This is a genomic window from Thermohalobaculum sediminis (assembly GCF_023487995.1).
Taxonomy (GTDB): domain Bacteria; phylum Pseudomonadota; class Alphaproteobacteria; order Rhodobacterales; family Rhodobacteraceae; genus Thermohalobaculum; species Thermohalobaculum sediminis.
On the sequence record NZ_JAMFKN010000005.1, the window covers coordinates 1 to 22421 of the forward strand.

A 22421-nucleotide genomic window follows, 5' to 3' on the forward strand; every position below is an offset into this window, starting at 1 on the left:
TCTAATAGACGGATATCCCCCGACATTCCGGGAGAAGTCCGAGATGTCAAATCGAGACTGGTCTGGGTGGCGGAGAGAGCGGGATTCGAACCCGCGATACCGTTGCCGGTATACACGCTTTCCAGGCGTGCGCCTTCGACCACTCGGCCACCTCTCCGACGCGGGCGGACGCTATCCGCAGTGCGGGGATTTCGCAAGTGTTGCGGGCTGCCGCGCGTGCTGGCAGAAGGCGGGGGCTTGCAGGCGGTTTCTGCGCCGCGGGCATGGCCGGGCGTGGGGGAGGGTGGCGATGCGGACTTGCAGGGTTCTGGGTGTCCTGCTCCTGATCGGCGCGGCGCTCGTCCTCGGGGCCGATGTCACGGCGGCGCTGCGTGACGGAGCCGGTTTCCGGCTGAGCGCGCTGGGCGAGTGGTGGTTCGCGCTCCACCCGGACAGTCTCCAGCTGCTGCAGCCCGCGGTCGAGCGGCATCTGTCGCCTGCGCTCTGGGACCCGGGCATCCAGACGCTGCTGGAGTGGCCGCTGGCAGTCGAGGCGCTGGTTCTCGGCGCGCTCCTGCTCCTGTTCGGACGCCCGTGGCGGAGGCTGTGAGGCTCAGGCTGCCCGGCGCCGGCGCCGGCCGGCGCGCTGGCTCGCGCGCTCGCGCTGCCTTGGGTCGGCCTCGAAGAGCGCGGCCAGCTGCTCGGTCACGGCGCCGGCAAGCTGCTCGGCGTCGGTGATCGTAACGGCGCGCGCGTAATAGCGCGTCACGTCGTGGCCGATGCCGATGGCGAGGAGCTCGACCGCCCGACGCCGCTCGATCATCGCGATGACCTCGCGCAGGTGGCGCTCGAGGTAGTTCGAGGGGTTCACGCTCAGCGTCGAGTCGTCGACCGGCGCGCCGTCCGAGATGACCATCAGGATCTTGCGCTGTTCGGGCCGCCCGCTCAGACGCTTGTGCGCCCATTCCAGCGCCTCGCCGTCAATGTTCTCCTTGAGCAGCCCCTCGCGCATCATCAGCCCGAGATTGCGCCGCGCCCGCCGCCATGGCGCATCGGCGCCCTTGTAGACGATGTGGCGCAGGTCGTTGAGCCGGCCCGGATTGGGCGCACGCCCGGCGTTCAGCCAGTCCTCGCGGCTCTCGCCGCCCTTCCAGGCGCGGGTGGTGAAGCCGAGGATCTCGACCTTGACCTGGCAGCGCTCGAGCGTGCGCGCGAGCACGTCCGCGGTGATTGCCGCGATCGAGATCGGGCGGCCGCGCATCGAGCCCGAATTGTCGATCAGTAGCGTCACCACGGTGTCGCGGAACTCGGTGTCCTTCTCGACCTTGAAACTGAGTGGTGTGGTCGGGTTCGCCACGACGCGCGCGAGCCGCCCGGCATCGAGGATTCCTTCCTCGCGGTCGAACTCCCAACTGCGGTTCTGCTGCGCCTGGAGCCGCCGCTGAAGCCGGTTCGCCAGCCGCGAGACGGCGCCCTTGAGGGGTTCCAGCTGCTTGTCGAGATAGCCGCGCAGGCGCTCAAGCTCGGCCTCGTCGGCAAGCTCCTCGGCGGTCACAACCTCGTCGTGCTTCTGGGTGAAGACCCGGTAGGCGGGATCGGCCTCGGAGGGCGGCGCGGGCGCGCGTTCCTCGGGCGGGGGCATGCCGTCCTCGGCGTCGAGGGCGTCCATCTCCTCGGCATCGTCCTCGGACTCGGACATCTCGACTTCCATGCGGCGGCTGTCGTCCTGCTCGCCGCGCTGGTCGTCGGGCAGGTACTCCTGGTCCTGCTGGTCGTCCTCGCCGCCGTCCTCGCCGTCCTGTTCCTGATCCTCGGCCTCGCCGTCGTTCTCGTCCTGCAACTCTTCGGGCAGGGGCTCGTCGGGGTCGTCACCAAGCTGGTCGCCATAGCCAAGCTCGTCGATCATCCGCCACGCCTTCCGGGCGAAGGCGGCCTGGTCCTCGAGGTTGTCGCCGATCCGCTCGACGCTCTCGCCCAGATGGCTCTCGAAATAGCCGCGCCAGATGTCGAGCAGGTGCTCGGCCCCCCTGGGCAGCGGGCGCCCGGTGATCGCCTGCCGCAGCATCAGGCCGGCGGCCTCGGCCATCGGGGCATCCTGCGTCGAGGCCATCGTGGCATAGCCGCGCTTCTCGGCGATGTTGGCGAGCCGCGCGTCGAGGTTGTCCGCCACGCCCGGCATGGCGCGGGCGCCGATCGCCTCGCAGCGCGCGTCCTCGAGCGCGTCGAAGATCGCGCGGGCCATTTCGCCCCGCGGCGTGTAGCGGGCATGGGTCGTGTCGGAATGGAACCGCTCGCGCAGCGCGTAGGCGTCGGCGGTGCCGCGCGCCAGCATCACCTCGGAGCGCGTCATGCGGCGCGAGACCTGCGGCAGCCGGATGCCGGTGTTGGTGCGGCCCGGCGGGTCGGCCGAGTAGGTGACCTCGATCTCGTCCTGCCCCGCGAGGGCGCGCGTGGCCTCGCCGAGCGCCTTCTTGAACGGGTCTGCCGGGTTATCGGACTTGTAGGTCATGCTTTCCGTGCCGCGTCCGCGCGCCGTCCGATCTCCTCCGGCGCGACATGCTCGAGACGCTGGGCGATCCACCACCGGTTCCCCGCGCAGTCGCGGACGCAGCCGGCGCGGTCGCCATGCGGCATGTCCCTCGGTGTCATCTCTCCCACGGCCCCTTCCGCCAGCGCCTTGCCCATGACCGCGTCGCAGTCCGCGACATCGACGTGGAGGAGGGCGCTCTGCCCGGGAAAGTCCCGATCGGGCGCCCCCATCATCACCACGCTGTCGCCGATCCGGACGGCCACGTGGATGAAGCGGCCATCCGATCCTCGAACCGGTGCCTCGACATCCTCGGCCCCGAACACCGCCCGGCAGAACCGGTGGATCGCCTCGGCCTCGGGATGCACGAGGTAGGCGCTCACGCTCCGGTATCCCTCTGGCGGCTGGCCGATCATCGCGTCTGCGGCCTCAGCCGAGGCTCACGCTCGCCGCGCTCTCCGGCAATTCCTCGCCGAAGCACTTCTGGTAGATCTCGGCCACCAGCTGGCGCTCGAGCTCGTCGCACTTGTTGAGGAAGGTCAGCCGGAAGGCAAAGCCGATGTCGTGGCCGAAGATCTCGGCGTTCTGCGCCCAGGCGATCACGGTGCGGGGGCTCATGACGGTCGACAGGTCCCCGTTCATGAAGGCCTGCCGGGTCAGGTCGGCGACCGTCACCATCTGGCTGATCGTCTTCTCGCGGCCATTGCGGTATTCGGGGCACTTGGCGAGCACGATGTCGCGCTCGGCGTCGTGCGGAAGGTAGTTGAGCGTGGTCACGATCGACCAGCGGTCCATCTGGCCCTGGTTGATCTGCTGCGTGCCGTGATAGAGCCCGGTGGTGTCGCCCAGCCCCACGGTGTTCGCCGTGGCGAACAGGCGGAAGGACGGGTGCGGCTTGATCACCTGGTTCTGGTCGAGCAGCGTGAGCTTGCCGTCGACCTCGAGCACGCGCTGGATCACGAACATCACGTCCGGGCGGCCCGCGTCGTATTCGTCGAACACGATCGCGGTGGGTGTGCGCAGCGCCCAGGGCAGGATGCCTTCCTGGAACTCGGTCACCTGCATTCCGTCGCGCAGCCGGATCGCGTCCTTGCCGATCAGGTCGATACGGCTGATATGGCTGTCGAGGTTGACGCGCACGCACTGCCAGTTGAGGCGGGCCGCGACCTGCTCGATATGCGTCGACTTGCCGGTCCCGTGATAGCCCTGGATCATGACGCGGCGGTTGTGGGCGAAGCCTGCGAGGATCGCCAGCGTCGTGTCGCGGTCGAAGCGGTAGGTCGGGTCGATCTCGGGTACGCGGTCGGTCGGCTCGGCAAAGCCCTTCACCGTCATGTCCGTGTCGATGCCGAAAAGCTCGCGCACCGAATATTCGACGGTCGGAAGCTCCGCGGGGTTCCTGTTGCCGCCGTCTGCCATCTCGTCCTCCATCGTCTCCGCGACGCGCCCCGTGTGAACCATAGACCCGGTCGATGCAAGAGCAAGCGCGACGTCGCGCGCGGCGCGTCGAGGGCTCCTTCGGTCACGGGCTGGGTGATCGGGATGCGCCCGATATAATGCCGAAGGCCGCGTCAGGGAAGCCCGAAGCGGACTGGGCCGCGGATCTTCGCGGGATCGAGCGGCGTGCCGCGCTGTGTCACCACCAGCCGGCCGTCGGCGGCCATGCGGCTGGCGGCGGCGCGGATTTCGGGCATCCGGGCGCGTCAGCCGTCCGCGTCGAGTCGGCGCGCCGCCTGCGACGGGCAGATCGTCGCGCCCGGGCGCCGGCGGGCCAGCGCGGCGAGGATCGCGGCCTCGGCCGCCTCAGCCCAGCAGCCGTGCCCGGAACCGGCCATGGGCGACATCGCCGTTGGCAAGGTCGAACTCCATGCCGTCCTCGCCGACGAAGACGGGCCCCGCGAAGTCGCGCGCGACCTCGGCCAGCAGCGCCGCGCGGTCGAACTCGGGCGGCACGAAATGCGTGAGCGCGAGCGCCCGCGTGCCCATCGCCGCGGCCACCTGGCCCACCTCGTCCGAGCGCGTGTGATAGCTTGCCACCCGCTCGACCGAGGCGGCGCTGCGCTTGCCGGGGATGGCCGGCATCTCGCGATGGATGAACACCTCGTGCACCAGCAGGTCGGCGCCCCGCCCGGCGGCGATCAGCGGCTCCGAGACCCGGGTGTCGCCCGAGACGACCGCGGTGCGCCCGCCCGCGCGGAAGACAAAGCCGAAGGCGGGGGCGACGGGTGCGTGATCGACCAGCACCGGCTCGATCTCGAGATCGCCGATGGTGATGCGGCGCCCCGACTCGATCGGATGCGTCGTCACGTCGAGCCCGGCGGCGGAGGGGCGCTGCTCCCACTCGACCCGAAGCGCCCGCTCGGCTGCCCACAGCGCCATCGTCCCCTCGATCAGCGGCACGACCGTGGCGGGGCAGTGCACCGGCCAGGGCCGCGCCCGCCCCTGGTGCCACGACGAGATCACCAGCTGGTAGAAGTCGACCAGGTGGTCGGAATGGAGATGCGTGACGATCAGCGCGTCGACTGCCGCACCCTCGCGCCCGGTCTCGACCAGCCGCTGCGTGACCCCCGCGCCGCAGTCGATCAGTACCGCCGCGGACGCCGTCGCGATCAGGGTTGCCGCCCCGCCGCGATGGGGGCTGACCCGCGGGCAGCCGGTGCCGAGAAGGGTGACGCGCATGACCCCTCAGTCCCGGAAGTTGCGGCTCTTGCGCAGGATCTGCCAGGCCTTGAGAACACGGGCAAGGCGCTCGGGTTCGGGGTTGCTGCCGCCGTTCATGTCGGGATGCAGGTCCTTGACCAGTGCGCGGTAGCGGCGGCGCACCTCGACGCGCGTCTCGACCTGATGCGGCAGGCCCAGCGTGTCCATTGCCTTCTGCTCCTCGCGCGTCAGGCGCCGGCGCGGACGTTCCTCGGCTGCGCTGCGCGCGGGGTTGATGGTGGCGGCGGCGCCCAGCACGTCCAGCGGGTCGGACATGCCGAATCGCTCCCAGGCGCGGCCGTCGGCATGGGTGTGAAGATACCCCATCGCCGCCGCCGGGCCGTTGCCCATCCGCCATGTCGGGCGCTCCCAGACGGTGGCGTTGCGCAGCCGTTCCTCCAGCGCGCTCTCGTCCAGCCCCTCGAAGAAGTTCCAGGCTGCGTTGTAGTCGCGGACATGGTCGAGACAGAACCAGCGGAACTCGTCGAGCCGCTCGGGGCTCGCCGGGGCGCGGTAGGCGCCCTTGCCGTCGCATCCCGGCCAGTCGCAGGCCCGCTCCGAGCTTTCGAAGGCGCCCGTCATGCCGCGCGCGCGCATCCGCCGCCGCTTGTCCGCGGTGACCGAGACGTCGTAGTCGAGATGGCGGTTCGGCGGCATCGTGGTGCGTTCGCGGTCCTCTGCTCTTGATCTCTCATGTAGGCAGGCGAAGATCATAGCCTAGAGAAATCGAAGTCCAATTCTTGACATGAGGAATCCGCCGATGACCGTCGCCGCCCGGATCGAGCGCAAGCTGCGCGAAGCCTTCGCGCCCGAGTCGCTCGAGCTCGTCGACGAGAGCGAGAAGCACCGTGGCCATGGCGGCTGGCGCGAGGGGGGCGAGACGCATTTCCACCTGCGCATGACCGCGCCCGCCTTCGCTGGCCAGTCCCGCGTCGCGCGCCAGCGCGCAGTGAACAAGGCGCTGGCGGAGGAGCTTGCGGGCCCCGTCCACGCGCTCGCGATGGAGCTGCGAGCGCCGGGCGAGGGCTGAGCCGGTCAGGCGTTGTTGGCCGGCAGGTTCTCGGGCTGCGCCATGCCCAGCGCGTGATAGCCGCCATCGACGAACAGCACGTCGCCGGTGGTCGATGCCCCGAGGTCCGACAGCAGGTAGACCGCCGCGCCGCCGACATGCTCGAGCGCCGCGTTGCGCCTCAGCGGCGCATTCTCCTCGGTCGCCTTGAACACCCGCCGCGCGCCCCCGATCGCCGAGCCCGCCAGCGTGCGCATCGGCCCCGGGCTGATCGCGTTCACCCGGATCCCCTGCGGCCCGAGGTCGTTCGCCAGATAGCGCACCGAGGCCTCGAGCGCCGCCTTTGCCACGCCCATCACGTTGTAATTCGGCATGACCCGCTGCGCGCCGAGATAGGTCATCGTCACCAGCGAGCCGCCATCCGGCATCAGTTCGGCCGCGCGGCGCGAGACATCGACGAAGGAAAAGCACGAGATGTCCATCGAGCGCAGGAAGTTCGCCCGAGTCGTGTCGGCGAATCGCCCGGTCAGTTCTGCCTTGTCCGAATAAGCTATCGCGTGGACGACGAAGTCCATGCGGCCCCATTCCCGCCCCAGCGTCCCGAACGCCTCGTCGAGGCTGGTCTCGCTGGTCACGTCCACGTTCATCACGATGGTCGCGCCAAGGCTTTCGGCCAGCGGACGCACCCGCTTCTCGAAGGCGTGCCCCTGGTAAGTGAAGGCCAGCTCGGCCCCCTGCGCATGAAGCGCCTGCGCCACGCCCCAGGCGATCGAGTGGTTGTTCGCCACCCCCATGATCAGCCCGCGCTTGCCCTGCATCAGACCCGACATGGCCTGCCCTCCGCTCAGCCGTGATACCGGCTGAGCGCGAGTGTCGCGTTCGTGCCGCCGAAGCCGAAGCTGTTCGAGATCACGGTGTCGAGCCCTGCGCCATCGAGGCGCGAGGTCACCACCGGCGCACCGGCGAAGTCGGGGTCGAGATCCTCGACATTGGCGCTCGCCGCGATGAAATCGCCCTGCATCATCAGCAGGCAATAGATCGCCTCTTGCACGCCGGTCGCGCCCAGGCTGTGGCCGGTCAGCGACTTGGTGGACGAGAATCGCGGCTCGGTGCCCGCGCCGAACACCTCGCGGATCGCCTCGACCTCCTTCTTGTCGCCCACCGGGGTCGAGGTGCCATGCGTGTTGATGTAATCCACCTTGCGTCCGTCCAGCGTCGAGATCGCCTGGCGCATGCAGCGCACCGCGCCCTCGCCCGAGGGCGCCACCATGTCGTAGCCGTCCGAGGTCGCGCCATAGCCCGTCACCTCGGCATAGATCTTCGCGCCACGCGCCTGGGCCCGGCCCAGCTCCTCCAGCACGACGACGCCCGCGCCGCCGGCGATCACGAAGCCATCGCGGTCCTTGTCGTAGGCCCGGCTCGCGCGTTGCGGCGTGTCGTTGAACTTCGAGCTCATCGCCCCCATCGCGTCGAACAGGCACGAGAGCGTCCAGTCCAGCTCCTCGCCCCCGCCCGCGAAGACGATGTCCTGCTTGCCCCACTGGATCTGCTCGACGCCATTGCCGATGCAATGCGCCGAGGTCGAGCAGGCCGAGGTGATCGAGTAGTTGATCCCCTTGATCCTGAACGGCGTCGCCAGCGTCGCCGAGTTGGTCGAGGACATGGTCTTGGGTACCGCGAAGGGCCCGATCCGGCGCGGCCCGCCCTTGTGCAGCACGGTCTGATGGGCCTCGAACAGCGCCTTGGTCGATGGCCCGCCCGAGCCCATGATCAGCCCCGTGCGCTCGTGGCTCACCTCGGCCTCGGCCAGCCCCGCATCGGCGATCGCCTGCTCCATGGCGATGTAGTTCCAGGCCGCGCCGTCGCCCATGAAGCGGCGCACGCGCTTGTCGACCATCGCGTCGATGTCGACGTTCGGCTGGCCGTGGACCTGGCAGCGGAAGCCGCGCTCGGCATAGTCGGGCGCGAAGACGATGCCCGAGCGGCCCTCGCGCAGGCTCGCCGTCACTTCCTGCGCGTTCGATCCGATGGACGAGACGATCCCGATGCCGGTGATGACGACACGACGCATGAGCCGCTGCTCCCGAGTTGCGTGGCCCCCTTGGGGCGCGTTCAGCCGGTAGCCTCGGTGAAGAGGCCGACCCGCATGTCGGTGGTGGTATAGATGACCTGCCCGTCCGCTTCCATCTGCCCGTCGGCGATGCCGAGCTTGAGCTTGCGGTCGATGACGCGCTTCATCGTGACGGTGTAGCGCACGAGGCTGGTCGCCGGGGTTACCTGACCCGAGAACTTGACCTCGCCCACGCCCAGCGCGCGGCCGCGGCCGGGCATTCCCGTCCAGCCGAGGAAGAAGCCCGTCAGCTGCCACAGCGCGTCGAGGCCAAGGCATCCCGGCATCACCGGGTCACCCAGGAAATGGCACTTGAAGAACCAGAGATCGGGCTTGACGTCGAGCTCGGCCACCACCTCGCCCTTGCCATGCGCGCCGCCGTCGGCGGTGATCGCGGTGATGCGGTCGACCATCAGCATCGGCGGCGCGGGAAGCTGGGCGTTGCCGGGGCCGAACAGCTCGCCGCGCGCGCAGCTCAGCAGGCCCTCGTAGTCATAGCTGTTCGCACGCGCGGTCATCGGCCTTCCCATCAGCGGTCCCCGTCCGCAGCCTCCCTAGCACCCGTGCCGGGGGCAGACAAGAACGTGATTGCCCATGCGCGCGCCGTGGCGCTTTGGTCTGGCGGTTCCCCGGCGTTTCGGGTTAAAAGGCGGTTCGAGACCATGGGCTGCGAAGGGTTTTGCGCGATGGACGAACGGGCAGCGACGCCCGCCTGGCGCGCGGCAAACTGGCTGGCGAGCGCGGGGCTGAGGCCCACGCGCCAACGCCTGCTGCTTGCCGAACTGCTGATCGGCGACGGCCGGAACCGCCACGTCACCGCCGAGAGCCTGTTCGAGGCGGCCGGGCGCAGCGGCACCAATGTCTCGCTCGCCACCGTCTACAACACGCTCCGCAGCTTCACCGCCGCCGGCCTGATGACCGAGATCACGGTGGACGGAACCCGCTCGTATTTCGACACCGACGTGTCGGACCACGCGCATTTCTACTGGGAGGACGAGGGCCGGCTGACCGACGCGCCCTTTGGCGCCGTGCGGTTCGAGCGCCTGCCCGATCCCCCGCAGGGCGCCGAGATCGCCAAGGTCGATGTGGTGATCCGCCTGCGTCGGAGCTGACGGGTCCGGCTGCGCCGCTTGCGCGCCTGTCAGTCCGGCAGCGTCTCGCCCGGATCGACGCCCCAGATGGCCTCCTTGCGCACCCAGCCGGAAATCTCGCCGGTCTCTATCTCGCACCAGTCGGGCTCGCACTCGATGAGGCTCGCCACGACGCCCTGCTCGGCCCGCGCGGCGACGGGCGAGGCCAGCGTGGGCTCGTCATGCAGCTCGGCGATCGGGGCGGTGATCAGCACCGTGCGGCGCCCCGACAGCAGCGAGTGGAACACCCAGCCACCCGCATCGTCGGAATCGACGATGCGCCGCCAGTCGCGGTATTCGTCGACGATGCGCACGGGCAGCCCGGCGCGGCGGAACACCCAGTCGATACGATAGATCTGTCCCGGCCCGCGCCGCACGTTGATCTTGTTCGACCTGAGCGAGACATAGCGCGGCAGGGGCAGCTTGGTCACGGGCCCGAGCGTGGCGGCGGCGGCCTCGCCGGGGGGCGTCCCGGCCGCGCCCGTATCCGCGGCCGGCACATCGACACCCGTCTGCGCCCGGCCATCGCGCGGTCCAAGGCCCAGCGTCACGCCGACCAGAGCGGCAAGCGCGATCCCCGCCAGCCACGCCAGGCCGCGCCGGGGCCGTGCTCGCCCGATGCCGTCTCGTCTCATTGCCCGCTCTGCCCTCGCGTTCCGCGAACCTGCCCCGCCGCGGCCTGTGCCTGCCACCTGCGCCCGGGTGCCGCGTGAATTGTTGTCCGGGGAGGAAATGACCTCTTCAATCCACCCGCGCAAGAATTTAACACATTGGGCAGACCCAGAGGAAAGGGATTTGGGATGACCCGCAAGCGTCTCTCCGTCGTCGTGACCCGCAAGCTGCCGGATGCCGTCGAGACCCGGATGCGCGAGCTGTTCGAGGTCCGTCTCAACGACGACGACCACGCGATGACCGAGGCGGAGCTGGCCGAGGCGATGCGCACGGCCGACGTGCTGGTGCCCACGGTGACCGACCGGATCGACCAGAAGCTGCTGGCGCAGGCCGGCGAGCGGCTCAAGCTGATCGCCAACTACGGCGCGGGCTTCGACCACATCGACGTCGAGACGGCGCGGGCGCGCGGCATCCTCGTCTCGAACACGCCCGGCGTGCTGACCGAGGACACCGCCGACATGACCATGGCGCTGATCCTGGCCGTCCCGCGCCGGCTGGCCGAGGGCATCCACCTGATGCAGTCGGGCGACTGGCAGGGCTGGAGCCCCACGGCCATCATGGGCCACCGGATCTGGGGCAAGCGACTGGGCATCGTCGGCATGGGCCGCATCGGCCAGGCGGTGGCGCGGCGCGCGCGCGCCTTCGGGCTGCAGATCCACTACCACAACCGCCGGCGGCTGCACGAGAGCGTCGAGGAGGCGCTCGAGGCGACCTGGTGGGAGAGCCTCGACCAGATGCTCGCGCGCATGGACATCGTCAGCGTCAACTGCCCGCACACGCCGGGCACGTTCCACCTGCTCTCGGCGCGCCGGCTCGCGCTGATGAAGAAGACCGCCTACATCGTCAACACCGCGCGCGGCGAGATCATCGACGAGAACGCGCTCACCCGGATGTTGGTGAAGGGCGAGCTCGCCGGCGCGGGTCTCGACGTGTTCGAGCACGAGCCCGGGGTGAATCCCCGCCTGATGGGCCTGCCGAACGTCGTGCTGCTGCCGCACATGGCCTCGGCCACCATCGAGGGGCGGCTCGACATGGGCGAGAAGGTCATCATCAACATCAAGACCTTCGCCGATGGCCATCGCCCGCCCGACCAGGTGCTGCCCTCGATGCTCTGACGTCCCGCCCGGCCCGCGCGCACTGGCGATCTGGGCCGAAGCGGTGTAGAGCCGTCCGAGATGTGACGGAGGGTCCGGGCATGTCCGATGGCGGTGGCGCCGAGGGCGATCTCTTCCGGCTGTGGCTGGAAGGCGCGCGCGCCTTTGCCGAATCCGGGCCCGACGCCGGCGCCGCCTGGAGCCGCGCCGAGGCGATGCACAAGGCCTGGGCGCGGTTCTCCGACGCCTTCGCCGCCGCTGCGGCCGACAAGCACCCCGGCCCGGGCGCCAGCCCGCTCGATCCCGCCGGCTGGCTCAGGCCCGAGGGACAGGGCGGCATGGCGGACCTCTGGCGCTGGATCGAGGGCCCCGACCTTGCCGACATCTTCCGCGAGGAGCGCGCCGCGATCCGCGCCACCCGCGAATGGATCGCCTTCGCCGCCGCGCTCGAACAGTTCCGCGCCGTGGTGGCCGAGGGCTGGATGCGCGCCTTCAAGGGCTTCGTCGAGCGCCTCTCGAACGATCTCGCTGCCGCGCGCGCGGAGAAACGCCCCGATCCCGACTGGAGCGCGATGACCGCGCTGTGGCGCGACGTCGCCGATGCCGAGATGGCGCGCACCCACCGCTCGGACGCCTTCCTCGCGGCGCAGCGCGACCTCGTCGAGGCGCAGATCGCGCTGCGCTCGACGCTGCGGACCAGGATCGACCGGCTCGCGGGTTTCCTGGGCCTGCCGACGCGAGCCGAGCTCGACGACCTGCACGCCACGGTGCACGCCCTGAAGCGCGAGATCCGCGAGCTGCGCGCGCGCGCAGCGCCGCCGGGCATGGATCGCGCGCCGTGAGCACGGGGCAGGGGGGCGGGACGGGCGGCGGCGCGGGCGGGCGCATGGCCGATCTCGCAAGCCGCATGGCGCGCCTTGGCGCGCAGCTTGCTCGCGCCGACCTGCGCGCCGTCGAGATCGCCACCACGCCGCGCGACGAGATCTGGCGCGAGGGCAAGATCACCCTTTCCCGCTACCGTCCTGTCACGGCACCGCGGCTGGGCCCGCTCGTCATCCTGCACGGCCTGATCGGGCGGCAGACCATGACCGACCTCGAACCCGGCCGCTCGCTGGTCCAGCGGCTGCTCGCGGGGGGTGTGGACACCTATGTCGTGGACTGGGGCAATCCGACCCGGGCCGACCGATTCCTCGACTTCACCGACTATGCCGAGATCTTCCTCGGCGAGGTCCTGGCCGCCGTGTCGCGCGAAAGCGGCGCGGCGCGGGCGGCGCTGTTCGGCATCTGCCAGGGCGGGGTCTTCGCGCTGTGCCACGCGGCCCTGCACCCGCAGCGGCTCAAGGGGCTCGCGCTCGCGGTCACGCCGGTCGATTTCCACGCCGATGTCGAGGACCCCGAGCCGGGCCACGGCCACCTGAACCTCTGGACCCGCAACCTCGACCCGGACCTGATCGCGCGCATGGTGGACGACTGGGGCAACCTGCCGGGCGAGCTCACGGGCGCGGTATTCCAGAACCTCGCGCCCGCCCGGACCGTCTCGAAATACGGCGCCGACCTGCTTGAGATCGCCGGGGACGACGACGCCTTCGAGACCTTCCTGCGGATGGAGAAATGGCTCGCCGACCGCCCCGATCATCCGGGCGCGGCGGCGCGCGAATGGCTGGTCGGCCTCTATGCCGAGAACCGGCTGGTCGAGGGCACGTTCATGGTGGCGGGCCAGCCGGTGCGGCTCGGGGACATCGCCTGCCCGGTTCTCAACATCTATGGCGCGCGCGACCACATCATCCCGCCACCCTGCAGCCGGGCGCTCGGGCGGCACCTGCGCCACGCCCCCTATCGGGAGGTCGAGGTGCCCACGGGGCATATCGGGGTCTTCGTCTCGCGCCGCGCGCAGGCGATCGTGCCGCCCGCGGTGATCGAGTGGCTGGAAGGGCTGGACTGATACCACCTTGCGCCGCTCCGGTCCCGCGCAGTGCAGGCTGGGCTGCGCCGGGCTCGACAAGGTGCCTCTCCGCCCCGGCGATGCCGCCGCGGCCCCGGCTCGCCGGCCGGGGAAGCGGGGACTTCGCGGATGGGGCCCGATCGGTGCAGGCTGGCATGACGGCAACGGCGCGCGCCGTGTCACGGCGTCAGCACGCTATATTTCCTTCCCGCGTCCGCGCATTGAGATATGCTGGGGGGCATGCCGGCGCCAGGCGCTGGGAAATCCGTGGCGCGGCACCCATCTGCCGCTTGACGAGACACCGCTTCGAGGAGGCCGCATTGCTCCGCCGCTTCACGCATCCTACCCGCGCGCTCTGCGCTACCGCCATCGCGCTCCTGATCGCGGCGGCGCCCCTGCCGTCGCGGGCCGAGCCGGCCGTCGGCCCCTACCTCGCCGCCGAGCACGCGGTTCGCAACGGCGATGTCGCGGGCGCAGCCATGTATTATGCGCAGGCGCTCGCCGGCGACCAGTCGAACACCACGCTGCTCGAGCGCACGATCCTCGCCAAGGTTGCGGCCGGCCAGGTGGAGACCGCGGTGCCGATCGCGCGCCGGCTCGACGCCATCGAGCCGGGCCATGCCTTCGGCGCGCTCGTGCTCGCCGCCGATGCGATCCGGCGCGGCGCGCCCGATGCAGCGCGCGAGGCGCTCGCGGCCGTGCCCAGCGACGGCAGCCAGTTCCTCGGCCTCCTGCTCGGCGCATGGTCGCATGTGTCGGCCGGCGACGTGCCTGCCGCGGTCAAGGCGCTGGCCGAGCTCGAGGCGGACGAGAAGCTGGGCACGGCCGGGCAGATGATGGCAGCCTATCATCTCGGGCTGGTCGAGGCGTCCGCCGGCAACGACGCCGCCGCGGCCGAGGCGCTGGCGCGGGCCGCCGAGAAGGCCGACACGCCGACGCTGCGGCTGGTTCGCATCCAGGCGGGCGTGCTCGCGCGGCTTGGCCGGGCCGAGGAGGCGCGCGCGCTGATCACGGGCCGCCTCGAGCGCACGCTGGGCGATACCCGGCTGGAGGAACTCGAGCGCGCGATTGCCGATGGCACCCGGCCGGCGCCGGTGGTGACGACCGCCGCGCAGGGCGCGGGCGAGGCGTTCTTCGGCCTTTCGGGCTACCTCTCGCGCGGCGCGAACCGCACGGTGGGGCTCGCCTATGCGCGGCTCGCGAGCTTCCTCGACCCCGACCTGATCGAGGCGAAGCTGCTGACGGCGCAGATGCTGCGCGTCACGCAGCAATACGACGCGGCCATCGCGGCTTATGAATCGGTCCCGCGCGACGCGCCCGAGGCGCTCGAGGCGATGATCGGACGCGCCGAATCGATGCAGCTTGCCGAGCGTGCCGACGCCGCCATCGTCGCGATGCGCGAGGTCGCGGCGCGCTATCCCCGCTCGATCGAGGCGCAGAACGCGCTCGGCGATCTGCTGCGCCGCGAGGAGCGCTTCGAGGAAGCGGCGGTCGCCTACGACGCGACGATCCGCCTGCTGCCGCAGATCGAGCCGCATCACTGGGTCCTGTTCTACCAGCGCGGCATCGCCTACGAGCGCTCGAAGCAATGGGATCTCGCCGAGCCAGATTTCCTTCGCGCGCTGGAACTCGAGCCCGACCAGCCGCTGGTTCTGAACTACCTTGGCTATTCCTGGATCGAGATGGGCCGGAACTTCGCCGAGGCCCGGGCGATGATCGAAAAGGCGGTCGAGCAGCGACCCGAGGACGGCTATATCGTCGATAGCCTCGGCTGGGTTCTCTACCGGCTCGGCGAGTATCAGGGCGCCGTCGAGCAGCTCGAGCGCGCGGTCGAGATCAACCCCGTCGATCCGGTCATCAACGACCATTACGGCGACGCGCTGTGGATGATCGGCCGGCGCACCGAGGCGCGATTCCAGTGGAAGCGGGCGCTCTCCTTCGAGCCCGAGGAGAAGGACCTTACCCGGATCCGGCGCAAGCTCGAGGTCGGGCTCGACACGGTCCTTGCCGAGGAATCTGCAAGCGGCACGCCCGCGGTGCTCGGCGCGGCGGACGCGAAGAACGGCGGCTGAGCATGACGACGGCGACGCCCGCACCCGCCGCGCCCGGCGCGGCGGCCGAGCCGCTTTCGCAGCTCGCGCGGGCCAAGGTGAACCTGTTCCTGCACCTGCGCGGGCAGCGCGCCGACGGCTATCACCTGCTTGAGAGCCTCGCCGTCTTTCCGGCGATCGGCGATCTCCTCGAGGCGGAGAGCGGGCCGGGCCTGTCGCTCGCGCTCGACGGCCCGTTCGCGCGCGAGCTGTCGGCGGACGGCGACAATCTCGTGCTGCGCGCCGCCCGGGCCCTGGCCGAGGCCGCCGGGCTGGCCCGGCCGCGCGCCGCGCTCAGGCTGGTGAAGAACCTGCCCGTGGCCTCGGGCATCGGCGGCGGCTCGTCCGATGCCGCGGCGGCGCTGCGGTTGCTCGCGCGGCTTTGGAACGTCGGGCTGCCCGCGGACCTCGCCGCCCGCCTTGGCGCGGACGTCCCCGTCTGCCTTGCCGCGCCGGGGGCGACGCTGATGGCCGGGGTGGGCGAGCGACTTGCGCCCGCCCCGGCGATGCCGGGGTTCTGGATGGTGTTGGTGAACCCGCTGCGGTCGGTCGAGACCCGTGCCGTGTTCGCGGCCAGCGTCCGGAAGGACCTGCCGCCGGGACCCGCCGCGCCCGCGGGCGGCTTCGCCGGCTTCGCCGACCTCGTCGGCTGGCTGCGCGCCCAGCGCAACGATCTCGAGCCCGCGGCCAGCGCGCTCTGCCCCGCGATCCCCGAGGTTCTGGAGGCGCTTGCCGGCGCGCCGCTCGCGCGGATGTCGGGCTCGGGCGCGACCTGCTTCGCGCTGCACGAGACCGGCCCCGAGGCGATCGCGCAGGCCGAGCGGCTCCGCGCCGCCGCCCCCGGCTGGTGGGTCGCGGCCGCGCCGGTCGGCGCCTGACGCGCCGGCGCTTCAGACCGTCCGCGCCACCACGAAGCCCGCGATGTCGGCGAGCGCCGTCTTCATCTCGCCCTCCGGGAAGGCATCGAGCGCCGCGATGGCGCGGGCCGCTTCCTCGCGCGCGGCCTGCCGCGTGGCCTCGAGCGCACCGGTGGCGTGCAGATGCGCCAGTGCCTGCTCGAGATCGCCCTCGCCCTGCCGCCCCTTCGCGATCGTGCGCTGCCAGAAGGCCCGCGCCGAGGCATCGCCCCGTTGCACCGCCAGGATCACCGGCATCGTGACCTTCCCCTCGCGGAAGTCATCGCCCGTGTTCTTGCCCAGAGACTCGGCCGAGCCGCCATAGTCGAGCCAGTCGTCGGCCAGCTGGAAAGCGATTCCAAGGGCGTCGCCATAGGTCCGCATTGCCGCCACCTCGGCCTCCGGGCGCCCGGCGATCACCGCTCCCACCTCGGTCGCGGCGGCGAACAGCGCGGCCGTCTTGCCCCGGATCACCTGCTCGTAGCGGTCGAGCCCGGTCGTCAGGTCATGCGCGGTGATCAATTGCAGCACCTCGCCCTCGGCGATCACGGCCGAGGCGTCCGACAGGATCCCAAGCACCCGCACCGACCCGGTCTCGACCATCAGCTGGAAGGCCCGGGCGAACAGGTAGTCGCCCACCAGCACACTCGACTTGTTGTCCCACAGGATGTTGGCGGTCGCCCGGCCGCGGCGCTTGGCGCTCTCGTCCACCACGTCGTCATGCAGCAGCGTCGCCGAGTGGATGAACTCGACGGTCGCCGCCAGCTTGACGTGATCCTCGCCCTCGTAGCCGCACAGCCGCGCCGCCGCCAGCGTCAGGATCGGGCGCAGGCGCTTGCCGCCCGCCTCGATCAGGTGGGCCGAGATCTCGGGGATGCGCGGCGCGTGCTGCGAGCTCATGCGCTCGTGGATCAGCGCACCCACGCGGTCGAGGTCGTCCGCGACCAGCGCCACCAGCCGCTCGAACGGGCCGGGCGCAGGATCTGGGCTCATCGCTGAGATGGGGGGCATGCGCGGCGTCCTTCGGCTGGTAGAGGGAGGCTCAGGGAAGGGTGGCATCGACGGGCGGTATCGCCGCGGCCGCGCGCGGCTCGGGGTCCCGCGGCTCTCGACGCCGGGGGGCGCTTCGCGTAACCCTGCCCGGCATGGAAGAACTCGTCCGCACGACCGACCCGACGCTGATCCCCTTCGCGAGGGCGCTCCTCGCCGCCGAGGATATAGACTGCTTCGTGTTCGACCACAACATGAGCATCCTCGAGGGCGGCATCGGCGCCTTTCCCCGCCGCATCATGGTGCACCGCGCCGACCTGTTCCGCGCCCGCGCCATCCTGCGCGAGAACGGCGTCGAGACCTACGAGCCGGGGCCCTGGGGATGAGCGGGGACGCATCGCACGCGACGGGCGAGGCGGGGCTGCGCGAGGACCGCCTGCTGGGCGGGCGGGTGCGGCTCGTGCAGCCGCTTTCGGGCTATCGCGCCGCGACCGACCCGGTGCTGCTGGCAGCCAGCGTCCCGGCGCGCCCGGCCGAGAGTGTGCTCGAGCTCGGCATCGGGGCGGGGGCGGCGACGCTCTGCCTCGCCGCGCGCGTGCCGGGGCTTCTCCATGCGGGGCTCGAGATCGAGCCGCTCTATCTCGGCCTCGCTGCCCGCAACGCCGCGCTCAACGGGGTGGAGGTCGAGCTTTTCGCGGGCGATGTGGCGGCGCCCCCGGCGGCGCTGAGGGCGTGCAGCTTCGATCACGTGATCCTGAACCCGCCCTACCACCCGCCGCCCAGTCCCGCCTCGCCCGTCGCGCATCGCGATCGCGCCCATCGCGAGGGCGATGCCGGGCTGGACGAATGGATCGCGGCGGCGCTTGCCCGTGCCCGGCCGCGCGGGCGCATTGCCATCATCCACCGTGCCGAGCGGCTGTCCGGGATCCTTGGCGCCCTCGCCGGCCGGGCCGGGGCGGTCGAGATCCTGCCGCTGGCTGCACGCGCCGGGCGCGATGCCGGGCGGGTGATCGTCCGGGCGCGCAAGGGGGTGCGCACGCCCCTGCGCCTGCTCGCGCCCCTTGTCCTGCACGAAGGGCCGGCGCATGTTGCCGACCAGGACGATTTCACCGCCCGTGCCCGCGCCATCCTGCGCGAGGGCCGCGCCATCGACTTCGAGGAGACAGCCCCGTGAACGCCCCCCTGAACGCGGCCGTGAAGCCCATCGCGAACTCCATCGCCGCCATGGCGCCCGACCTTGCCGAATGGCGGCAGGATTTCCACCGACACCCGGAGCTTGGCTACCACGAGCAACGCACCTCGGCGAAGGTAGCGGCGCTGTTGCGCGAGTTCGGCCTCGATCGGGTCGAGACCGGTATCGGCGTCACTGGCGTCGTTGGCGTGCTGCATGGCCGCGGGGGCCCGGGCGGCCCCGCCATCATGCTGCGCGCCGACATGGACGCCCTACCGATCCACGAGACGAGCGGCGTCGCCCATGAGAGCATCGAGCCTGGAAAGATGCATGCCTGCGGCCACGACGGCCACACCACCATGCTGCTGGGCGCGGCCAGGCATCTCGCGGCCACCCGAAACTTCGCCGGCACGGTCTATTTCTGCTTCCAGCCGGCCGAGGAGGGCGGCGCGGGCGCCAAGGCGATGCTGGACGACGGGCTGATGACGCGCTTCCCCGTCAGCCGCGTCTTCGGCATGCACAACTGGCCGGGCATGCCCGCCGGCCATTTCGCCTTGCAGGAAGGGCCGGTCCTCGCGGCCGCCGACGAATTCACCATCACGATCACCGGCAAGGGCGGCCACGCCGCCAAGCCGCATCTGGCGCGCGACCCGATCGTCGCGGGCGCGGCGCTGGTCTCGGCGCTGCAGTCGATCGTGAGCCGCGTGGTCGACCCGCTCGAGCCCGCAGTGATCTCGATCACGCAGTTCCATGCCGGCTCGACCCATAACGTGATCCCCGAGAGCGCGATTCTGATGGGCACGACGCGCACCTTCTCGGACGCGGTGCAGCGCCTCGTCCATGCCGAGATGGACCGCATCTGCGCCGAGACGGGGCGCAGCTTCGCGTGCGAGATCACGCTCGAGCGCTCGCAGACGCCCTATCCCGCGACCGTGAACAACCCCGAGGCCACCGATTTCACCGAGGCCGCGCTCAGGGACATCTTCGGCGACGGCCGGGTGACGCGCGGCCATCCGCGCACCATGGGCGGCGAGGATTTCGCCTTCCTCAGCCGGGAGGTGCCGGGCTGCTTCGTGTTCATCGGCAACGGCGACAGCGCGCCGCTGCACCATCCGGCCTACGACTTCTCGGACGAGGCCGCGCCCGCCGGCGTCGCCTTCTGGTCGGGCCTCGTCGAGCGGGCGCTGCCGCTGGGGTGAGTCTTCCACAGGCGCCTGTGGGGAAGCCGGTAAATTCGGGGATAAGCCTCTATGACGCGATCGTTTTCGCGAGAGCCGTGACAGGCGTCGCGAATCCTGCTGTAGTCAAGCTGTCACATCGGCAACAGGAGGACGGATATGAGTCTCACCTCACATCTCGACCAACTCCGGCAGAAGCATCAGGCGCTCGAGAAGATGATCGAGGACGAACAGCGCCGACCGGGATCGGACCCGCTCACCATCGCCTCGCTCAAGCGCCAGAAACTGCACCTGAAGGACGAGATCACGAGGCTCTCTCCCGACTACCACTGAGAGACGCACTTCCAAGGGCCGGGTAACCGGCCCTTTCGTTGTCCCTGTCGGTGCGCGGCGTGGCCCGCAACATCGACGCGCGGAATCGTGCGTTTTGTGACCGTGATCCGCAATGCGTCGCGGCCCGTGCGCGGTTAACCTCGGTCGGCAATCGCCGATCAGAGCAGGAGCCCGACATGTCCCTTCCGAGCCTTGCCCGCCGTCTCGCGACGGGCGCGGCACTTGCGATCCTCGCATCCGCCCCCGCCCTCGCGGCCGACCTCGTGCGAGTGCCAAGCGCCCACCCGGTCGCCGAGACGGCCGACCGCCTCGTCGCCGCCGTCGAAGCCGCGGGCGCGAAGGTCTTCGCCCGGATCGATCACGCCGGGGGCGCGAAGTCGGTCGGGGTCGATATCCCCGCGAACCAGATGGTGATATTCGGCAATCCCGCGCTCGGGACCGGGGTGATCAAGGACGCGCCGGGCGCCGGGCTCGACCTGCCGCTCAGGGTGCAGGTGCTCGACGAGGGTGGCGCGACGGTGCTGATCTATCACGACCCCGCGCAACTGGCGGCCGATCATGGCCTGCCCGCAGATCACCCCGTGATCGCCAAGATGGCCGGCGCGCTCGCCGGCCTCACCGGCAAGGCGGCGCAATAGCCGCGGCGCGGCAGGGCCGGGCACGCCTCCGCTCCGGCGCGCCGCCCGCGTCGTGCATGGCACCTGCCCGCAGGTCCGGAGTCTTCGGACGCCACGAGGCGTGTTGCATGGCAATCGGATGGATGCGCGTTCGCGCGTGACAACACGCGACGCGCCCGCGGCCGGGCACCGCGCTCAGGCCGCCTTCGCGCCCCGCCTGCGGGCGAAGGCCTCGAGATAGTTCACGCACCAGCGCGCGAAATCGTCGGCATGGACCGGGCTGCCATTGCTAGCCATGGCGCGCTCGGCCTCCTCCTCGGTGAAGCGCTCGCCCTTGCCGAGGACGATGAGGTCGTAGCCGTACTCGCGGTCGAACTCGGGATGCGGCTGGATCGAGATCGCGTCCGGCACCTCCGGGTCGCCATAGGCGACGAAGGCGTGTTCGCAGAACGGCGAGGTCGCCAGCCGCGTGGCGTCCGGCGGCAGCGCAACCACCTGGTCCTGGTGGATCGCGTGGAAGGCAAGGCGCGCGGGCGCGTCCGCCATCCAGCCGGGGCGGCGGATCACCTCGTATTCCTGCACGCCGATCCCCCAGCCCTTCTCGGACTTCACGGCCTTGCCGCCCAGCGCCTCGGCTAGGATCTGGTGGCCGAAGCAGATCCCGATCATCGGCCGCCCGGCCTTGCGCGCGGCGCACAGGAACTCCTTGAGCGGCCCGATCCACGGCAGATCGTCATAGACCCCGTGGCGCGAGCCGGTGATCAGCCAGGCGTCGCATTCCTCGGGGCTTGCGGGCAGCACGCCGTCAACGACCGGGTAGGCCCGGAACTTAAGCCCGGGCCCGGCAAGGCCCAGCAACCGCTCGAACATCGGCGGGTAGGCGCCGTGCTTCTCTACCAGCGCCTCGTTGACCTTTCCGGTCTCGAGAATCCCGATCAGCATCCTTCAGCCTCCGCCGTCACCTGCGGCGGGAACATAGGCGAGCGTGCGGGTGCGGGGAAGGGGGTCAGCGCGGGAAGGGCCGCAGATCGAAGCCCGTCCCCAAGGCCGAGAGCGACTCCACCTCCCCCCGCAGCCAGTCGAGGAAGGTCGCGATTCTCGGCTCGCTCTCGGCGCCCTTGCGGCATACGAAGTAATACTTGCCGGGCGTCAGCAGCCCGACCCTGATCGGCGCGACCAGCCGCCCGGCCGCGAGGTCGCGCTCGACCAGCGTGGCGCGCGACAGCGCGACCCCCGCACCCGCGACGGCCGCGTCGATCGCATGCCCCGCGTCCGAGAAATGCGTCCCCCGGGCCGGCGCCGGCGCGGATCCGGCCCCGGCGGCGGCGAGCCAGTGCGCAAGCTCGACCGCGGGGCGGATGATGGCAAGGCTGTCGTCGTGGAGCAGCGGCTCGCGCAGGATGTCGCGCGGGCCCTCGATCCGGGCGGCGACGGCGGGGGCCGCCACGGGGACCACCCAGTCCTCGATCAGGAGTTCGCAGTAGTTCGCCTCGTCCGGCGCGGGCGTGTAGCGGATCGCGGCGTCGATCTCGTCGCGCTCGAGATCCATCAGCCGCAGCGACGCCACGAAGCGCAGCTCGATCTCGGGATGCCTCTCGGCGAAGCCGAAGAAGCGTGGCGCCAGCCACTTGGCCGTGAAGGCGGGGCCCGCCGTCACCGTCAGCGCCCGCGCGCCCTTCTGCCGCTCGACGGAGCGCACCGCCTCGATCATCTCGCGGAACGCCGAGGCAAGGCCCGGTTGCAAGGCGCGTCCGGCCTCGGTCAGTTCGACCGCGCGGTTGAGGCGCCGGAACAGCGCGACGCCGAGGTGTTCCTCCAGGCTCTTGATCTGGTAGCTGAGCGCGGCCGGGGTGACGAACAACTCCTCCGCCGCCTTGGAGAAACTCAGATGGCGGCTCGCGGCCTCGAAGGCGCGCAGCGCGGTCAGGGGCGGGAGGCGGCTGAGTTCGGACAAGTTTACCTTAACCGAAGATCCGGAATTCC

25 protein-coding genes, 1 tRNA gene and 1 pseudogene are annotated in these 22421 nt (G+C 70.8%); 13 read left to right on the plus strand and 14 right to left on the minus strand.

What is annotated here, in order from left to right; translation table 11 throughout:
- Positions 1-67 precede the first annotated feature (67 nt).
- Positions 68-157, minus strand: a tRNA-Ser gene (locus M1105_RS11365).
- A 132-nt stretch (positions 158-289) separates the two neighbouring features.
- Between M1105_RS11365 and M1105_RS11370 the strand changes: the two genes are divergently transcribed.
- Complete coding sequence (locus M1105_RS11370) at positions 290-589, plus strand: hypothetical protein (RefSeq protein ID WP_249580488.1); 300 nt, start codon at positions 290-292, stop codon at positions 587-589.
- Positions 590-592: 3 nt separating this feature from the next.
- On the opposite strand, the gene cobT is transcribed toward M1105_RS11370, so the two are convergent.
- From cobT to M1105_RS11400, 6 genes and pseudogenes are all read right to left on the minus strand, one after another.
- Entirely contained in the window at positions 593-2488 is a 1896-nt protein-coding gene (gene cobT, locus M1105_RS11375; RefSeq protein ID WP_249580489.1) for a cobaltochelatase subunit CobT, read from the minus strand.
- On the minus strand, positions 2485-2889 hold the full coding sequence (locus tag M1105_RS11380; RefSeq protein WP_249580490.1) for a VOC family protein: 405 nt from the start codon (positions 2887-2889) through the stop codon (positions 2485-2487). The genes cobT and M1105_RS11380 overlap by 4 nt, the downstream gene beginning before the upstream one ends.
- A gap of 46 nt (positions 2890-2935) precedes the next feature.
- Positions 2936-3925 carry a cobaltochelatase subunit CobS gene (cobS, locus tag M1105_RS11385; protein ID WP_249580491.1) on the minus strand — a complete coding sequence of 330 codons (990 nt, stop codon included), beginning with the start codon at positions 3923-3925 and terminating at the stop codon, positions 2936-2938.
- A gap of 152 nt (positions 3926-4077) precedes the next feature.
- Positions 4078-4350 (minus strand): annotated as a pseudogene (locus tag M1105_RS11390) (DUF3253 domain-containing protein).
- Positions 4310-5185 (minus strand): MBL fold metallo-hydrolase, encoded by an 876-nt coding sequence (locus M1105_RS11395; RefSeq protein ID WP_249580492.1) that lies wholly within the window; start codon positions 5183-5185, stop codon positions 4310-4312. Before M1105_RS11395 ends, M1105_RS11390 begins: the two are co-directional and overlap by 41 nt.
- Before the next feature lie 6 nt (positions 5186-5191).
- The gene (locus M1105_RS11400) at positions 5192-5863 is read right to left on the minus strand and encodes a J domain-containing protein (protein WP_249580493.1); all 672 of its coding nucleotides are present in this window, start codon (positions 5861-5863) and stop codon (positions 5192-5194) included.
- A gap of 103 nt (positions 5864-5966) precedes the next feature.
- On the opposite strand from M1105_RS11400, the gene M1105_RS11405 reads away from it, so the two are divergent.
- Complete coding sequence (locus tag M1105_RS11405) at positions 5967-6236, plus strand: BolA family protein (RefSeq protein WP_249580494.1); 270 nt, start codon at positions 5967-5969, stop codon at positions 6234-6236.
- Between the two features lie 5 nt (positions 6237-6241).
- Here the strand turns inward: M1105_RS11405 and M1105_RS11410 are convergent, their stop codons facing one another.
- The 3 genes from M1105_RS11410 to fabA are packed head-to-tail and all read right to left on the minus strand — an operon-like array spanning position 6242 to position 8843.
- Positions 6242-7045 carry an enoyl-ACP reductase FabI gene (locus M1105_RS11410; RefSeq protein WP_249580495.1) on the minus strand — a complete coding sequence of 268 codons (804 nt, stop codon included), beginning with the start codon at positions 7043-7045 and terminating at the stop codon, positions 6242-6244.
- Between the two features lie 14 nt (positions 7046-7059).
- Positions 7060-8286 (minus strand): beta-ketoacyl-ACP synthase I, encoded by a 1227-nt coding sequence (gene fabB, locus M1105_RS11415; protein ID WP_249580496.1) that lies wholly within the window; start codon positions 8284-8286, stop codon positions 7060-7062.
- Between the two features lie 41 nt (positions 8287-8327).
- Positions 8328-8843 (minus strand): 3-hydroxyacyl-[acyl-carrier-protein] dehydratase FabA, encoded by a 516-nt coding sequence (gene fabA / locus M1105_RS11420; protein ID WP_249580497.1) that lies wholly within the window; start codon positions 8841-8843, stop codon positions 8328-8330.
- 168 nt (positions 8844-9011) lie between these two features.
- On the opposite strand from fabA, the gene irrA reads away from it, so the two are divergent.
- On the plus strand, positions 9012-9437 hold the full coding sequence (gene irrA, locus M1105_RS11425; RefSeq protein WP_249580498.1) for an iron response transcriptional regulator IrrA: 426 nt from the start codon (positions 9012-9014) through the stop codon (positions 9435-9437).
- Positions 9438-9466: 29 nt separating this feature from the next.
- Here irrA and M1105_RS11430 read toward each other — a convergent pair whose 3' ends face one another.
- Positions 9467-10090, minus strand: a complete 624-nt coding sequence (locus tag M1105_RS11430; protein WP_249580499.1) for an SH3 domain-containing protein — start codon at positions 10088-10090, stop codon at positions 9467-9469.
- A 165-nt stretch (positions 10091-10255) separates the two neighbouring features.
- Between M1105_RS11430 and M1105_RS11435 the strand changes: the two genes are divergently transcribed.
- The 5 genes from M1105_RS11435 to M1105_RS11455 all read left to right on the plus strand — a co-directional run bounded on the left by M1105_RS11435 (position 10256) and on the right by M1105_RS11455 (position 16131).
- Complete coding sequence (locus M1105_RS11435; RefSeq protein ID WP_249580500.1) at positions 10256-11242, plus strand: 2-hydroxyacid dehydrogenase; 987 nt, start codon at positions 10256-10258, stop codon at positions 11240-11242.
- Positions 11243-11322: 80 nt separating this feature from the next.
- Positions 11323-12063 carry a poly(R)-hydroxyalkanoic acid synthase subunit PhaE gene (locus M1105_RS11440; RefSeq protein ID WP_249580501.1) on the plus strand — a complete coding sequence of 247 codons (741 nt, stop codon included), beginning with the start codon at positions 11323-11325 and terminating at the stop codon, positions 12061-12063.
- A complete protein-coding gene (locus tag M1105_RS11445) occupies positions 12060-13163 on the plus strand; it encodes an alpha/beta fold hydrolase (RefSeq protein ID WP_249580502.1) in 1104 nt (367 codons plus the stop codon). The genes M1105_RS11440 and M1105_RS11445 overlap by 4 nt, the downstream gene beginning before the upstream one ends.
- Before the next feature lie 320 nt (positions 13164-13483).
- Complete coding sequence (locus M1105_RS11450; protein WP_249580503.1) at positions 13484-15235, plus strand: tetratricopeptide repeat protein; 1752 nt, start codon at positions 13484-13486, stop codon at positions 15233-15235.
- Between the two features lie 2 nt (positions 15236-15237).
- Positions 15238-16131 (plus strand): 4-(cytidine 5'-diphospho)-2-C-methyl-D-erythritol kinase, encoded by an 894-nt coding sequence (locus M1105_RS11455; protein WP_249580504.1) that lies wholly within the window; start codon positions 15238-15240, stop codon positions 16129-16131.
- A gap of 12 nt (positions 16132-16143) precedes the next feature.
- Here M1105_RS11455 and M1105_RS11460 read toward each other — a convergent pair whose 3' ends face one another.
- On the minus strand, positions 16144-17160 hold the full coding sequence (locus tag M1105_RS11460) for a polyprenyl synthetase family protein (RefSeq protein WP_249580505.1): 1017 nt from the start codon (positions 17158-17160) through the stop codon (positions 16144-16146).
- Positions 17161-17294: 134 nt separating this feature from the next.
- On the opposite strand from M1105_RS11460, the gene M1105_RS11465 reads away from it, so the two are divergent.
- The 5 genes from M1105_RS11465 to M1105_RS11485 all read left to right on the plus strand — a co-directional run bounded on the left by M1105_RS11465 (position 17295) and on the right by M1105_RS11485 (position 20459).
- Entirely contained in the window at positions 17295-17525 is a 231-nt protein-coding gene (locus M1105_RS11465; RefSeq protein ID WP_249580506.1) for a putative signal transducing protein, read from the plus strand.
- Positions 17522-18313: a tRNA1(Val) (adenine(37)-N6)-methyltransferase gene (locus M1105_RS11470; RefSeq protein WP_249580507.1), complete on the plus strand. Its 792-nt coding sequence runs from the start codon at positions 17522-17524 to the stop codon at positions 18311-18313. Before M1105_RS11465 ends, M1105_RS11470 begins: the two co-directional genes overlap by 4 nt.
- Complete coding sequence (locus M1105_RS11475) at positions 18310-19509, plus strand: M20 aminoacylase family protein (RefSeq protein ID WP_249580508.1); 1200 nt, start codon at positions 18310-18312, stop codon at positions 19507-19509. Before M1105_RS11470 ends, M1105_RS11475 begins: the two co-directional genes overlap by 4 nt.
- A gap of 138 nt (positions 19510-19647) precedes the next feature.
- Positions 19648-19821: a YdcH family protein gene (locus M1105_RS11480; RefSeq protein ID WP_249580509.1), complete on the plus strand. Its 174-nt coding sequence runs from the start codon at positions 19648-19650 to the stop codon at positions 19819-19821.
- A 176-nt stretch (positions 19822-19997) separates the two neighbouring features.
- Complete coding sequence (locus M1105_RS11485) at positions 19998-20459, plus strand: DUF302 domain-containing protein (RefSeq protein ID WP_249580510.1); 462 nt, start codon at positions 19998-20000, stop codon at positions 20457-20459.
- Between the two features lie 174 nt (positions 20460-20633).
- Here the strand turns inward: M1105_RS11485 and M1105_RS11490 are convergent, their stop codons facing one another.
- The gene (locus M1105_RS11490) at positions 20634-21380 is read right to left on the minus strand and encodes a glutamine amidotransferase-related protein (protein WP_249580511.1); all 747 of its coding nucleotides are present in this window, start codon (positions 21378-21380) and stop codon (positions 20634-20636) included.
- A gap of 64 nt (positions 21381-21444) precedes the next feature.
- Positions 21445-22392, minus strand: a complete 948-nt coding sequence (gene gcvA, locus M1105_RS11495; RefSeq protein WP_249580512.1) for a transcriptional regulator GcvA — start codon at positions 22390-22392, stop codon at positions 21445-21447.
- Between the last annotated feature and the right edge of the window lie 29 nt (positions 22393-22421).

What these genes read in the sequence shown, in the direction of transcription:
- M1105_RS11370 (WP_249580488.1), top strand. Translation starts at nt 290, where the DNA reads ATGCGGACTTGCAGGGTTCTGGGTGTCCTGCTCCTGATCGGCGCGGCG.
- cobT (WP_249580489.1), bottom strand. Translation starts at nt 2,488, where the DNA reads ATGACCTACAAGTCCGATAACCCGGCAGACCCGTTCAAGAAGGCGCTC.
- cobS (WP_249580491.1), bottom strand. Translation starts at nt 3,925, where the DNA reads ATGGCAGACGGCGGCAACAGGAACCCCGCGGAGCTTCCGACCGTCGAA.
- M1105_RS11395 (WP_249580492.1), bottom strand. Translation starts at nt 5,185, where the DNA reads ATGCGCGTCACCCTTCTCGGCACCGGCTGCCCGCGGGTCAGCCCCCAT.
- M1105_RS11400 (WP_249580493.1), bottom strand. Translation starts at nt 5,863, where the DNA reads ATGCCGCCGAACCGCCATCTCGACTACGACGTCTCGGTCACCGCGGAC.
- M1105_RS11405 (WP_249580494.1), top strand. Translation starts at nt 5,967, where the DNA reads ATGACCGTCGCCGCCCGGATCGAGCGCAAGCTGCGCGAAGCCTTCGCG.
- M1105_RS11410 (WP_249580495.1), bottom strand. Translation starts at nt 7,045, where the DNA reads ATGTCGGGTCTGATGCAGGGCAAGCGCGGGCTGATCATGGGGGTGGCG.
- fabB (WP_249580496.1), bottom strand. Translation starts at nt 8,286, where the DNA reads ATGCGTCGTGTCGTCATCACCGGCATCGGGATCGTCTCGTCCATCGGA.
- fabA (WP_249580497.1), bottom strand. Translation starts at nt 8,843, where the DNA reads ATGACCGCGCGTGCGAACAGCTATGACTACGAGGGCCTGCTGAGCTGC.
- irrA (WP_249580498.1), top strand. Translation starts at nt 9,012, where the DNA reads ATGGACGAACGGGCAGCGACGCCCGCCTGGCGCGCGGCAAACTGGCTG.
- M1105_RS11430 (WP_249580499.1), bottom strand. Translation starts at nt 10,090, where the DNA reads ATGAGACGAGACGGCATCGGGCGAGCACGGCCCCGGCGCGGCCTGGCG.
- M1105_RS11435 (WP_249580500.1), top strand. Translation starts at nt 10,256, where the DNA reads ATGACCCGCAAGCGTCTCTCCGTCGTCGTGACCCGCAAGCTGCCGGAT.
- M1105_RS11440 (WP_249580501.1), top strand. Translation starts at nt 11,323, where the DNA reads ATGTCCGATGGCGGTGGCGCCGAGGGCGATCTCTTCCGGCTGTGGCTG.
- M1105_RS11455 (WP_249580504.1), top strand. Translation starts at nt 15,238, where the DNA reads ATGACGACGGCGACGCCCGCACCCGCCGCGCCCGGCGCGGCGGCCGAG.
- M1105_RS11460 (WP_249580505.1), bottom strand. Translation starts at nt 17,160, where the DNA reads ATGCCCCCCATCTCAGCGATGAGCCCAGATCCTGCGCCCGGCCCGTTC.
- M1105_RS11465 (WP_249580506.1), top strand. Translation starts at nt 17,295, where the DNA reads ATGGAAGAACTCGTCCGCACGACCGACCCGACGCTGATCCCCTTCGCG.
- M1105_RS11470 (WP_249580507.1), top strand. Translation starts at nt 17,522, where the DNA reads ATGAGCGGGGACGCATCGCACGCGACGGGCGAGGCGGGGCTGCGCGAG.
- M1105_RS11480 (WP_249580509.1), top strand. Translation starts at nt 19,648, where the DNA reads ATGAGTCTCACCTCACATCTCGACCAACTCCGGCAGAAGCATCAGGCG.
- M1105_RS11485 (WP_249580510.1), top strand. Translation starts at nt 19,998, where the DNA reads ATGTCCCTTCCGAGCCTTGCCCGCCGTCTCGCGACGGGCGCGGCACTT.
- M1105_RS11490 (WP_249580511.1), bottom strand. Translation starts at nt 21,380, where the DNA reads ATGCTGATCGGGATTCTCGAGACCGGAAAGGTCAACGAGGCGCTGGTA.